7 protein-coding genes and 2 pseudogenes are annotated in these 13,910 nt (G+C 43.3%); 4 read left to right on the plus strand and 5 right to left on the minus strand.

Annotated elements, in window-relative coordinates; all coding sequences use genetic code 11:
* Positions 1-656: 656 nt before the first annotated feature.
* Genes NBH14_RS25375 through NBH14_RS25385 form a run of 3 tightly spaced genes read left to right on the plus strand, consistent with a single transcriptional unit; the run spans position 657 to position 6,008 of the window.
* Positions 657-4,088 (plus strand): SusC/RagA family TonB-linked outer membrane protein, encoded by a 3,432-nt coding sequence (locus tag NBH14_RS25375; protein WP_186959759.1) that lies wholly within the window; start codon positions 657-659, stop codon positions 4,086-4,088.
* A 16-nt stretch (positions 4,089-4,104) separates the two neighbouring features.
* On the plus strand, positions 4,105-4,518 hold the full coding sequence (locus tag NBH14_RS25380; protein ID WP_250817838.1) for a hypothetical protein: 414 nt from the start codon (positions 4,105-4,107) through the stop codon (positions 4,516-4,518).
* Positions 4,515-6,008 carry a RagB/SusD family nutrient uptake outer membrane protein gene (locus NBH14_RS25385; RefSeq protein ID WP_250817839.1) on the plus strand — a complete coding sequence of 498 codons (1,494 nt, stop codon included), beginning with the start codon at positions 4,515-4,517 and terminating at the stop codon, positions 6,006-6,008. The genes NBH14_RS25380 and NBH14_RS25385 overlap by 4 nt, the downstream gene beginning before the upstream one ends.
* A 210-nt stretch (positions 6,009-6,218) precedes the next feature.
* Here the strand turns inward: NBH14_RS25385 and NBH14_RS28880 are convergent, their stop codons facing one another.
* The 3 genes and pseudogenes from NBH14_RS28880 to NBH14_RS25395 form a co-directional block, all read right to left on the minus strand.
* Entirely contained in the window at positions 6,219-6,329 is a 111-nt protein-coding gene (locus tag NBH14_RS28880) for a RagB/SusD family nutrient uptake outer membrane protein (protein WP_224265855.1), read from the minus strand.
* Positions 6,330-6,383: 54 nt separating this feature from the next.
* On the minus strand, positions 6,384-7,145 hold the full coding sequence (locus tag NBH14_RS25390; RefSeq protein WP_186959758.1) for a hypothetical protein: 762 nt from the start codon (positions 7,143-7,145) through the stop codon (positions 6,384-6,386).
* Positions 7,146-7,320: 175 nt separating this feature from the next.
* A pseudogene (locus NBH14_RS25395) lies at positions 7,321-7,529 on the minus strand (DUF6808 domain-containing protein); the annotation flags it as partial.
* Positions 7,530-7,626: 97 nt separating this feature from the next.
* Between NBH14_RS25395 and NBH14_RS28950 the strand changes: the two are divergent.
* Positions 7,627-8,779: pseudogene (locus NBH14_RS28950) on the plus strand (IS1634 family transposase).
* 157 nt (positions 8,780-8,936) lie between these two features.
* Here the strand turns inward: NBH14_RS28950 and NBH14_RS25410 are convergent.
* Both NBH14_RS25410 and NBH14_RS25415 read right to left on the minus strand, forming a co-directional pair.
* Positions 8,937-10,652: a RagB/SusD family nutrient uptake outer membrane protein gene (locus NBH14_RS25410; protein ID WP_186959755.1), complete on the minus strand. Its 1,716-nt coding sequence runs from the start codon at positions 10,650-10,652 to the stop codon at positions 8,937-8,939.
* A 33-nt stretch (positions 10,653-10,685) separates the two neighbouring features.
* Positions 10,686-13,889 (minus strand): SusC/RagA family TonB-linked outer membrane protein, encoded by a 3,204-nt coding sequence (locus NBH14_RS25415; RefSeq protein WP_186959753.1) that lies wholly within the window; start codon positions 13,887-13,889, stop codon positions 10,686-10,688.
* Between the last annotated feature and the right edge of the window lie 21 nt (positions 13,890-13,910).

Raw genomic sequence — 13,910 nt, forward strand, 5'->3', positions numbered from 1 at the left:
GTTAAAAGAATAATCCTTAAACAGGAATTGTAAGAAGTTCTTTTGATAAGGAAATGTTTATGGGATAAGGTGTTATTGATTAATGCCTTATCCTTTTTTTTGTGGAGAGTGTAGTTCTAGCTGAACTGTGTCCTTATTATGGAACAAAGCAGAACAGCCGCAAAAGTAACGTATCGTATGATATATTAACATACATTTTTGTCTAATATAGGTGCATCTATTGTCCATAAATAAAAAATTAACACAATAGTAATGGGCTGTATATGAATATAGTGCATAGATTATGGTCAATTTGCACTAACTATTGAAGTTCTGACAGGTAGAAATAGAACATTCATTTTTCAAAATTCGGTTATATCAATTACTGTTTTTCTATTAATATTAAGTAATAGAATTCTAACGACTTTTCTGAACTGCTTTTGTTCTGCTATTGAAAAACAAAAAGAGAAAGAGCTTTATTCTCAGTTGTTTTCTTATTTGTAAAGAATTAGTGATGAGCCAAAATCTAATAATTAGTTAATGAATAAATGGACACAGTCCAGCTAGGACTATTTCCTTTTTATGTGAAACGAACGGGCTAAAATTCTTGCACAACAAGTAATAGTGATTTGGTGTGCGCAAACACAATTTATTCATTAACTAAATCTGGTGTTATTATGACGAAGGATTTTAATCGTTTTTATTTATCAAAACGGATGTTTTTAGGAGCAACTATGCTTTTGACATCTGTGGGGTTGGCTTCAGCCAATCCGGGAATAGAGATTCCCGTTTCCGATGCGCTTGTTGCTTCTCCTCAACAAGCGAAGAAAAAAGTAACCGGAACAATTGAAGACGCTTTGGGACCTATAGCGGGTGCCAACGTAGTTGAAAAAGGGACAACCAATGGAACGATTACCGATATGGACGGTAATTTTGATTTGGAGGTATCTTCTAATGCTGTTTTGGTAGTTTCTTTTATCGGGTACGTGGAACAACAGATCCCTGTAGGAAACCAAACGTCATTTACTATTAACCTAAAAGAAGACTCGCAAGCGTTGGAAGAAGTGGTAGTAGTTGGTTATGGTACGCAGAAGAAAGTGAACCTGACAGGTTCGGTAGCATCCGTTAGTGCGGAAAAAATAGCCAACCGCCCGGTGATGAACCTCGGACAGGCTTTGGTGGGCGCGGCTCCAGGTGTACGCGTTACTCAAGGAAGTGGTAACCCTGGTGACGAAAGTATCGGTATCCAGGTGCGTGGCCAAGGTTCATTCAACAATAGTAGTCCATTGGTATTGGTCGATGGTGTTGCTGCTGATATGGCTCCGCTGAATACGGATGACGTTGAAAGCATCTCAATCTTGAAAGATGCCAGTGCGGCGGCAATCTATGGTTCACGTGCAGCCAACGGTGTTATTTTGGTAACAACCAAAAAAGGGAAAAAAGACGAAAGCCCAAGAGTGACTTTCAATGCTATGTTTGCACAGGAAAAGCCGATTACCGATTTCAAATTGATGTCAAGTACGGCAGATTTCATGGAGTTGCACAATATCGCCAAGTTGAATGCCAATCCGACGGCCAATACACCTGACTATAGTCTTGATAGTATTGAAGAATGGCGTCAAGCAGATTTGAACCCGAATGGGGTCTATACTAATCCTGTAACAGGACAGCAGATACCAAACTGGTTGGCATACCCGAATACAGACTGGGCACAGATCCTGTTTGAACCAGCTTTCTACCAGAAATATGGTGTCAATGTGTCGGGTGGTAATAAAAATACAACCTACCTGCTTTCACTTGGTTATCAAGATAATCCGGGAACATTGGACAACACGAGCATGGAGCGTTTCAATATCCGTGCCAATATAGAAACAAAAATAGCAGATATCATTACCTTTGGAACACAAACCTATGGAACCAAAGAGTTTAAGGATCCGGGAAGTACGTCCATGACTTACCTGCTTCAGGCATGGCCGGGGCAGACTCCTATCTATGATGGTAAATATGGGGCTAGCGAACATCCGGAAGTGACCCAGAAGGATAATATTTTGCAATCGGTGGCTGCCAATGGAGGAAAGAATACATATACGCGCCTCAATACGACATGGTATGCCAACGTTGAGTTGCCTTTGAAAGGTTTGGTGGCTGAAGCCAAATTCAACTGGAGCCAGTATAGCCGCCAGGACGAACATTACTCTCAAAACCTGCCTCGTTATAGTTTCCGCGAAAGTTTTGAAACACCGAAAGAAGGACTAGGTGTTCTGGACCAGGCTACCACCTATCGTTATTCTTACGAATCGACCAGTTATACGGCAGACTTGCTGCTACGTTATAACAACACATTCGGAAAACACGATGTAGCCGGCTTGTTCGGTTATGAGCAGTATCGTGGTGAAACTACAGGGTTCAAAGCAACAAAGAAAGGTTTGATAGATTGGAGTATCACCGATATCACATCCGGTGCGGAAATGCAATCCATTGAAGGTGATGCCAAGTCGGTAAATGCTATACTTTCTTATTTCGGGCGTGTAAATTACGCTTATGATAACCGTTACCTGCTCGAATTCAGCTTCCGTTCAGATGCCTCTTCCAAGTTTGCACCCGGCTATCGTAACAGCTTTTTCCCATCAGGGTCTGCCGCTTGGCGTATCAGTGAAGAACCTTTCTTCGAACCGTTCAAAAATGCGGTTAGTAATTTAAAACTTCGCGCTTCTTATGGATCGCTGGGTAATACTGTAGGGGGAAATTATGACTGGCAAGCTTTGTATAAGAAAGTGAACAATGTTTTTGACGAAAGAGTGCAAAATGGTTTGATACAATCTTCTATCCAGAACCTGGCTCTTTCCTGGGAAAAAGTGACCACCTATAACATCGGTCTGGACGCTTCTTTCCTTAATCAACGCTTGAGCCTGGAAGCCGACTTCTATTTGCGAAAGACTTCGGATATTCTTACCAACTCCATTATGTATAAAACAATGGGTAGTATCAGTGCTCCAATGTCAAACACGGCCAGCTTGTCTAACCACGGTATTGAACTGAACTTGGGCTGGAACGATCAGATTAAAGATTTCCGCTATGGCATAGGACTCAATTTGGCCTTTAATAAGAATGAAGTAACCGATTTTAAAGGTGAATTGAGCTATGAGTTGGATGAAAATGTTAAAGATATCTGGGGGAATCCTACATGGCGTTACACCAATTTGGCTGATGTTTCTACCGGAGGTGACACTCGTCGTGTAGAAGGACACATGATCGATGAATTTTTCTTGCGCCGTCCTTATTCCGGTGACGGCTCTTACAAATTAGCTGATGGCAGTGTTAATCCGCAGGGAGGACCTCGTGATGGTATGATCCGTACAAAGGCTGATTTGGATTGGGTTGCTTCTATGTTGGCTGCTGGATATACCTTCAACAATAATTTGAAACAGATCAATTCTGATGGTTCCAATTTATGGTATGGCGACTTGATCATGGCTGACTTGAATGGTGATGGTAAATATGGAAATGATGATGACCGCGAATTTACCGGTAAGAGTTCGACCCCGAAGATTACTTTAGGATTTAATATCAATGCTTCTTGGCGTGGTTTTGATTTGAATATGATGTGGTCCGGACGCTTTGGCGGTTATCATTACATCAATTCAAAAGGAGCGAATGGATCTATGATTACTAATACTGGTGATGCTTTGCCTGGCGATGCTTGGAACAGATATTATTTCTACGATTCGGAAGCTTCACATGCTGGTATCATTAAAAATGAGCAGGGCGTTGTCATCGGTTCTTCCTACGATCCTGCAGTTGACCCGAATGCCCGAATCTCTAACGAGTATCCTCGTCTGCTTACTTCCGGTGGTACTACCCCTTCAAATACATTCTATTTGTATAATACTTCATTTGTTAAGCTGAAATCATTACAAATCGGATATACATTACCTAAAAAATGGGTAGCACCGGCTAAGATCAATAATTTGAGAGTATTTGTATCCGGTGAAAATTTGTTGACTTTCAAATCCGATAGATTCCCTGGTGTAGATCCTGAATTGGGTGGTTCGCTTGCCGCATATCCGATTGCACGTATGTTCTCCGGAGGTCTGTCTGTAACCTTTTAATTAAAAGCACATAAAGATGAAAAAGATATTTAATTTATTAACATTGGCGGCTGTTTTTGGAGTCGCAACATCTTGTACGGATATTTTGGATACGGCACCCAACGATAAACTTTCCAGTGGTACTATGTGGACTACCGAAGAAAGCGTTGACCAGGGCGTTATTGGTGTGTATTACTCCTTGCAGAGACCTTTCCATGGAAATCAAATTATTGGAGCTGATGCCATGATTGGTTATTATGGGTATGATGCGTTTGGTATGACTGGACAAGGTGAGTATGGCATGCAAAACTTGTTTACTAAATCGGTAAATCCCAGTAACGGGTTTTTCTTAAAAACATGGCAATGGATGTATGACGGTGTGCATCGGGCTAATGCCGCTATAGCTGGTATTAAAATGCTCCTATTAATGAAGCTAAAAAAGCTCGTTTGATAGCTGAGTGTAAAGTACTTCGTGCATTCTTTTACGATCGTTTGAACATTCTTTTCGGTAATGGTGGATTAGGGGTACCTTTGTATACGGAACCGGTGAACCCGTCTGAATGTGATAAGCCTCAAAGTTCGGAACAGGAGATATGGGCTCAAGTTATTAAGGATTTAAGCGATGCTATAGCTGAGCCGAATTTACCTGACAATCAAATCCAAGGAGAAGGACGAGTAAGTAAAGGGGCTGCTTATGCTTTGCGTGGTAAAGCATATCTGTTGACAAAGGAGTATGATAAAGCAATAGCAGACTTTGCTAAGGTAGGTGAGTGTGGTTACAAATTGTTCCCAGACTACAAACAACTGTTCAAGGTTGCTAACGAGCGTTGTGAAGAGATTATTTTGGCAGTACAGTATATAGAAGATCCTACGGGATATGGTACGGGAATACAAAAGTATTGTGCGGCATTTACCCAGGGAGCTAAAGATAGCCGTGGCTGTTGGGGTGACTTGCAGGTGACTCCTGCGTTGGTAAACCTTTATGAAGAGATGGATGGGCAGACAGTTAAAAAATTTGCCTGGGAAGATTATTTGTCTGATTGGAAGAAAGTGACTGATATGGAAGCTGCAGAAGGGCATACGAAATATCGTAAAGTTTTCTTCATTCGTGATAAGTTCGTTAATGGAAAGGAAATCCATTCTACGGTCACCAAGGCTGTTGATACTGAACTTAATAAATTACCCGAAGAAATCCAGGCTATTTATTTGCCGGAAGGTAATGAGGCTCGTTTGAAAACTGCATACGCAAATCGTGACCCGCGTTTAGCTTATAATGTAGTGACACCTTACGCCAATTACCTGGGGGTAAATAGTAACTCTACTGCAGAAGCATGGTACACGTTCCGTTGGCCTGTTGCTGGTAAATATTATGCAGATCAGGCAAATGCCGAACCGAATGCCAATCCGGAGTTACCGAACGATTATTATGCTTCCGGTTTTATGAATGCACAGGCTGAATTTAAATATATTCATCGTAAATTTATCGGTGAGGGGTTGGAATACCTGCGTCGTGAGCAGAATCCGGTAGATGAACCTATCATTCGTTATGCAGATGTATTGTTGATGTGGGCCGAAGCACTTGTTGAAAAGAATGACTTGGCAGGTGCTATGGCCAAGGTGAAAGAGGTCCGTGACCGTGCCGGTATACCGACTATGGCTTCTAGCTTCTCAGATCAGACAACTGCACGTAACTATGTGCGTGACGAACGTCGTCGTGAGTTTGTGAACGAAGGTATAAACTTTTTTGATGAAATGCGTTGGCGTACGTTGAAAGAAACAAAATTCAGTGAAAAGGTTGCCCAGCATGCATGGGGCGGAACAGAGAGTACCGGAGGTACTGTTTATGATTGGATTGGCGACCAGTGGTATACTTGGCCTGTCCCCAAGAGTGAAACAGAGCTTAATACGAATTTGACATCTACACCGGGTTGGGAATACTAATCGATACGAGCACGCACTTTGTTGATTGTATAGAATAATAGAAAGAGGGTGTCAAAGTAATCTGACACCCTCATGAAATAGAAATTTATAAGAATGGATTAGTCTATCCAACCCTCATTTTGTTTTAGGTTTTCATTCATCTGAATTTCAGACCTAGGAATAGCCCAGTTGTATAAATGGTTACCTCCCCAAGTATAAGAATATTGAGGTTCACCCCAAATCTGTTTTTCCCTGTTCATTCAAACATTCAGCTAAAGAAAGGACTACATCCGCATAACGAATTAATGGTATATCAATTGGCGAATAACTTCTGTTTGGTATTTTATTTGCACCTTTAAACCCATAATTTGCTCAAATCTTGAGACTGCCTCTTTCTTAATTAAGGTCGCTACACGTAACCCCAGAGTATATATGATTATTGTAAGCTTCTAAAATGCCACTAGCTATCCTAGTATAAGGATTGCTATAAATAAGTCCTGTCGTCTTGTTGTTTACTGCCCCGTAAAGACTCCAGCATATAATACTGGAACTAGAGGTGAAGGGATATGCTTTAATATAAACAAAAGGCAGAAACTCATCGTCTTTTTGCTTATCCATTCGAGCCATAATAGCTGCAGCTTGTGCATAAGTAAAAGAAGATCCTGGAGGACAATTGTTCTCTTCTATAAATGCTGCTCCTTCATACCTATCCTTAAGCTTCTCCCACGCAGTCTTTTCTTCCTTTTTAGAGCCATCAGATTCTGTGTTAGAACCATCAGGTGGACCAGGAAAAGATATAATATTATAACGCATATTATAAGAATATAGCCAGTTTGAAATATCCGTAAGACCTAAAATATTATATCCTATACATCCTCCAAATTGTGCTATTGTTTCTTCGATTGTTAGAGGTCCGGTCAAGAATGTAGTTTTCCCTTTACTCTCATAATCCGACCAATATGGACCCATATCAAAGCCATGATACATAATAGCCCCAACAACCTCTATTCTCCAATCATGTAAATTAAAGGGGCCGTTATCGTTAATGCTTTTTGTAACGACATCTATGGTAGAATCATCCTTTTCATCAAATACTGTTTCGTTGCTACACGCAAAAAACAACATAAAAGCCACTGATGCAAATAATAGATTTTTCATAATAATAATTTAATAAGTTAAACAAATGGATTATAGAACTACAAAGAGTTAATAAATGCTTTAAATTTATTATTTTATCTACATACCACAAAGCTAAATATTATGTTATTAAACACAAAAAACACCCTACTCTCACAAGCAAGACGGCTAACTTTAGTATTAATATCAAATCAAATTACCAAATCCTGTAATACACCCCCACTTCGACATATGGCGACAGTCCGGATCGTCCTGCCCCATAACCGACAGACAGCCCAATCCCCAAAGGCGGGTAGGTATTTTCTTTGTTATATAGACGGTCTTCGGAAAAACATCTATACTATCCAGGGCGACATTATATCCGCTCACCCACGCCCTGTAATTTTGTGTGACGTACTCTTTCCTGACTTCATCACTTTTCTGCGCACCACGGCGTGAATTGATTATCAAAGAGTTATCTTTTGATTTAGGTGGCGCAAGCTAAAAAACGTAATTTTGCGGCATGTATGTGCGCAAGAAAAAGAACCGCTCTGGCACTATCAGTGTCGTTGTAGTAAGCAAATCCTCCGGTAAGTATGAGGAAATAAAGAGCTTTGGCACCGCGGACTCAATAGAAGACACGGAAAATTTGTGTGATGCCGCCTAAAGATGGATTAACAGCTATGCAGGTCAGCGAGAACTCGAAGAGACCAAACGAGTAGTCGGCAATGTGGATGCTGTATTGATCAACGGAACTCAGTTGCTGCTTGATTGTATCTATGATAATATTGGCTTCAATCGCATACCGGACGAGATATTGCGACATCTTGTGATCGCACGTGTATCTCAGCCTGCGAGTAAACTTGCCACCACAGAGTACCTCAAGTCTTACTATGACGAAGATATTGACCTGAATCACATCTATCGTTACATGGATAAACTGTACAATACCCAACGGGAGTTAGTGCAGCAGATTAGCGTGGAACATACCCGTAAAGTGCTCGGTGGAAAAATTGGATTGATGTTTTACGATGTGACTACTCTATACTTTGAAACTGCAAAAACAGATGACCTACGAGAACCTGGCTTCTCGAAAGACGGTAAGACAGCGGAATCGCAAGTCGTGCTTGGACTTCTGGTTAGCGAAGGCGGTTACCCACTATCCTATTCACTATTCAATGGGAGCCAATACGAGGGCTATACCATGATTCCTATGATAGACGACTTCAAACAGCGTTTCTCACTTGGGGAAGACTTCATCATAGTAGCAGACTCAGGACTGATGAACAAAACCAATGTAGAATTACAAACACCCCTCTGGATGCGGAGAAGGTCAGTGCCGAGTATAACGGATTATGGGTTGTAGAACGAGCTTTTCGTATCTCAAAAGGCTCATTAGAGATGCGTCCTATATTCCATTTTACTGAACGAAGAATAGAAGCACACATGTTTGCATTTGCTTTGTCGCCTATAAAATATATGAGGAATTGGAGCGAATTATCAAAGAAAAGAACATTGACCTGAGCGCAGGAAAGGTATTTGATGCCGTCAAAACTATTACTACCATCAGAGTGAAGATGCCTGAAAATGAAGAAATTTATACTAAGACCTTATTCCTGACTGATAAACATCGGGCGATACGCTCACTATTTGACTTCGCCGATGAACCGAAATGATTTGGGTGGCGCATTGACGAAGTCAGGAAAAAGAGGAGGGTGTGCCAAAACTCTCTTTTCAACAAAATCACCCCTGCCACACATAGCTGTAGCAGGGGTGATTTTCATATTTTGGATGTTTTGACACACCTCCTCTTTTTTTGAAATAGATGGGTTATTACCAGTTCGGATTCTGTGTCAAATCCGGATTGATTTCGATTTCTGTAGCGGGTATTGGCCACAGGTAATCGCGGTTTTCGCGGAATACACGGGTTAGCATACGTTTTCCTGTGATGCCGAATTCATCTCCGTTCAATATAGTATGGGATAATTTCCAACGGCGCAGGTCACTGTCGCGGATACCTTCGCCTGCCAGTTCGAACGCTCTCTCACGGAAAATACGCTGGAATACTTCATCCTTTGTATTGGCGGCCAGATAAGAAGGACCGCTATTCAGCAGGGCGATTCCGGCACGGGCACGAACTTTGTTGATGTATTCGACAGCCTTTGACTGGTTGCCCGTTTCATTATAACATTCTGCTAACATCAGATAAACATCTGCCAGACGAAGAATCGGGAAGTTTACAGGGGTATGGGCACGGTCGGTAATTTGTCCGTTCCAGTCGCCTTCCGGTACAAATTTTCTCCAGAAATAGGTTTCCCAGCCGCCTTTATTGTTTCGCATGAAACCGTTATTTTCGTTTACGGCAACAACGTCACCCTTTTCGTTTTTCGCGAAGATGAAAGTCATCAGACGTTCCTGGTTACGGTTCCATCCCAGATAAGTTGTGTAAGGAGCGATAACGGTGGCTGATAAACGCGGGTCACGCTGTTCGTACATCTCTTTTACTTTTTCGGATTCAGCCGGGATATCCAGTACTTCCGAACCGTCGCTGTTGACCGTGCATCTGAATACACGTTCCTTAACCTGGTTGTCGGAGTTGAAGCCGGGGAATACTTCGTCCCAGTCGAACGGGCGTCCGTCCTTGTATTCATACATGTCGACCAGGTTGGTGGAAGGTACCGTATTGTTCCAGCAACTGCCGTAGGAGTTACGGGTTCCGGCGTAGAAGCATAAAGGCATACCGTAGCTGTTTCCTGTTCCTCCCAGGTTGATGATGGAGAAAATCATTTCGGAACTGGTATGGCCCGTCGGAGTGAATAACTCAGCGAAGTCATCATGTAATGCATGTCCGGCCTGGGATTTTTCCAGGTTTTCGATGGCTTTGTCGTATTGTTTGTCGTACAGGTAAACCTTACCCAACAGGGCCTGGGCTGCTGACAATGTAACACGTCCGTAGTTTGCATCGTTCCATTGGTCGGGAAGTCCGGCGCCCAATGCCTTTTCCAGGTCGGCAAGGATAAAAGCGCGTGTCTCTTCTGCAGAACTTCTGGGTTTCAGCAGGTTGTTGAACTCTTTTTCCAGGTCGGTCGTTTCGTCATATATGGGAAGTCCTCCGAAATAGTCCAGCAGGTGGAAATAGATTAATGCACGGAGAAAACGGGCTTCACCTAACATCTGGTTTTTAGGCACTTCATCGATAGGAGCCTCGCCGATGCTGCGGATAGCCAGGTTGGCACGCTGAATGGCGTTGTATCCGTTTTGCCATTTGCCGTTCAGGAATCCGGTACGCGGGGTACAGGTTCCCAGCTGAAGGGCTTCATACTGGTCATATCCGGCAGCAATATCGGAGTTGACGTCTATCATAAACATTTTACCGTACAGGTCGGTGTTTTTCAGGGAGGCGTAAACTCCCATAAGACCTTGCTTACACTGGTCTTCCGTCTGCCAGAAAGTACTGGAACTCAACTGGTCGTATGGAGCCCTGTCCAGGTCGTAACAGCCTGTCAATGTGAATAAGGCTGCTAAAAAAGACATGATATATTTTTTCATTTTATAATTCTGTTTATTAGTTAGACAATCTGATCAGAAGGTAACATTGATACCGATTACAGCTTGACGCATGGTCGGATAGGTAACGCCGCTCACTTCAGGGTCGTATCCTTTCCACTTCGAGAAAGTGAAGAAGTTTTCCAAACTTCCGTATACTCTGACTCTGTCCATATAGGCAACCTTGGTCCATTGGCTGGGCAGGGTATAACCTAATGTGATGTTACGAATTTTCAGGTACGCCTTGCTGGCAACCCAGAAGTCGGAATACTGTTCGTTACGGGTATCGCTATAGTCCAGCAGACGCGGATAACTGGCATCCGTACGGCCTTCGTACCAGCGTCCGTCGATAACTTCCTGGTTCATCTGGTAACCCTGGCGGACACCACTTTTATACAGGTTGCTCAGATATACGTCCTTAATGCCGGCTACACCCTGAATCAATGTAGAGAAGTCAATGCCTTTCCAGTTGAATCCCAGGTTCACCCCATACGTGAAGGTCGGGTTCCGGCCGTCTCCGATAACGGTACGGTCATCATCGTTTACCAGTCCGTCACCATTCAGGTCTTTATACAGGATATCACCTTTTTGAGGAACTCCGTAAGGGAATACGACTTTACCTTCTACTTCCGGGTTATTCAACATCGTTTCAACCAGTGCCAGGTCTGCGTCTGTCTGGATGATACGGTCAATTTCGCGGACATACAAAGACCAGATAGGAAGTCCTTCCTTCAACATTCTGGCTCCATCGTACGAAGGTTCGTCTCCTTTAAATTTATCGACATTGTTTTTGATGTAAGTGAAGTTGAAGCCTACATTATAGTCAAAATCCTTACCGACTCTGTCGGACCAGTTCACAGAGAACTCAACCCCTTTATTGGTTACCTGGGCGGCATTCTGCTTAGGAATTGTCGCGTTACCGTGAACCATTGGAGCCGGAAGGTCAATCAAAATGCCGTCTGTTTTCTTATTGAAGAATTCGAGACTACCGCTCAGACGATTGCTAAACATATTATAGTCAACTCCCAGGTTGGTGATATAGGTCGTTTCCCAAGATAGATTAGCATTGGCGATGGCAGTTTGAGAAAGCCCCATTGCCACGGCACGGCCTAATACGTAGTTGGTCTGTGCATACAGAGACTGCGAGAGGTAGTTGCCGTCATTATCTCTGTTGCTTCCCAGGGTGTTGTTTCCCAGCGAACCGTAAGAACCACGTATCTTCAGGTTATCCAGCCAGGTGAAGTCTTTCATGAAGTTTTCTTCCGAAATACGCCAGGCAGCAGAGAACGATGGGAAATAACCCCAGCGGTTATCTTTCTGGAAACGGGAAGAGCCGTCGGCGCGAAGGTTGGCTTCCAATAAGTATTTGTCATCCCAACCCAGGTTGATACGTCCGAAGAAAGAGCGCATCGCCCATTCCGTAACATTACCGGTTGAGGAAGATTCGCCGATAGCTCCTCCGATTACACCCAGTGACGGGTCGAGCAAATCCTTACGGGTGGCACTGAAGTAAGAACGTTTGTATTGTTCCTGGCTGGCACCAATCATGATATTTGTGCTCAGGCGGTTATTCAGATAGTTACGTTCGTAGCGAGCGATGGCATCCATGAAATTCCTGTAGGTCTTTTCATTGTAATTATAGATGCTTGTCTGGCCCACACCATCTGTATATAACGTATTCGTCTGGAAATTATACATCGGGACGAAGTTTGGTTTCGAATCCTTTTGTTTGTCATAATAATCATAGGTATAAGAACCCTGGATAGTCAGACCTTTTAACGGAGTCAAAATCGCATACATACGGGTTTTCAGCGTGTTTATTCCGATGTTACCGCTCACATTCCTTAAACGATTATATGGATTGTTTGTAGCGTTCTGAGGGTCATCTTCATTATTGGCATTGATACCCAACCGGTTCTGGTCGTCCAAATAGGCGATACCCGGGTTTCCACCGGTTAAGCCGTAGGTATAGATATCGTTGATGTTCTCGCTGACCGGAGTTGTATTGGCTGTATATCCGCTCAGGTTTACACCGATTTTCAACCAGTCTTTTACCTGCGAGTCGATATTGGCACGGAGGCTGAAACGTTCGTATCCGCAATTTTCCAGGATACCCGGGTTGTTCAGATAGTTGAAAGAAGTATAATAAGTCACTTTTTCGGAACCTCCGGTTGCTGACAGGCTGTGTTGATGGGAAACACCGGTTTCATACACATCGAAGATATCGCTGTTAGGATATGCCAGATAGTTCGGAATACCATGCTCATTCAGACCGTTCGGGTCTTTCGACTTCTCACGCCACAAATTTATCACGTTCTGGGAGAAAGGTTCGGGCTTATTGCTGTTGCGCATCCCTTCATTCATATACTCCATATAGCTGGCATAGTCGGTGACTACGTCGTATGGCTTGTTCAGGCTCTGGAAAGAAACATAACCGGTATAGTCGATTTTCATCCTGCCGGCCTTACCGGACTTGGTGGTAATCAGGATTACACCGTTTGCTGCACGTGAACCGTAGATGGCCGATGAGGCAGCATCCTTCAATACGCTGACTGTTTCCACATCCTGCGGGCTGACGCTGTTCAAATTACCTTCCACACCATCAATAATAACCAGGGGAGAGGAGTTGTTCAATGTTCCCTGTCCGCGTACCTTAATATCCGCATCACCGTTGTTGGAGGGGATATTGTTGCTGGATGTGATCTGTACCCCCGGTGCAGTTCCGGCCAAAGCCGTAGAGATGTTGGTTAACGGGCGGCTTTCGGCCATCTCGCTGACATTTACGGAGGTAACGGAGCCGGACAGGTTCACTTTCTTCTGTGTTCCGTAACCTACTACAACGACTTCGTCCAGTGCCTGGGAGTCTTCCGATAATTTAATCCGTAATGATTTCTGGTTATTCACCGGAATCTGTTGCTCCTTGAATCCGATAAATGAAACGACCAGTACGGAATTAGGTGATACTTCCAGGGTAAAGTTACCGTCCATATCGGTAATTGTCCCGTTTGTGGTTCCCTTCTCAACTACATTGGCGCCTGCTATCGGACCGAACTGATCTTCGACTACTCCATTAATAATGTATTTGGCTTGTTGAGGAGAAGCAGCAACAGGGTTCGGTAAGGCTGTACCCGTAGTTCCTGTTGCCGGACTGGCCGTTGCCAATCCTACAGATGCCAGAAGCAGGGTTGCTCCCAGGAACATCTGTTTTGATAAGTAAAAACGATTAAAATCCTTTGTCATAATAACACCAGATTTAGTTAA

Origin of the sequence: Parabacteroides caecihominis, assembly GCF_023656785.1 — a bacterium.
Classification (GTDB): Bacteria; Bacteroidota; Bacteroidia; order Bacteroidales; family Tannerellaceae; genus Parabacteroides; species Parabacteroides segnis.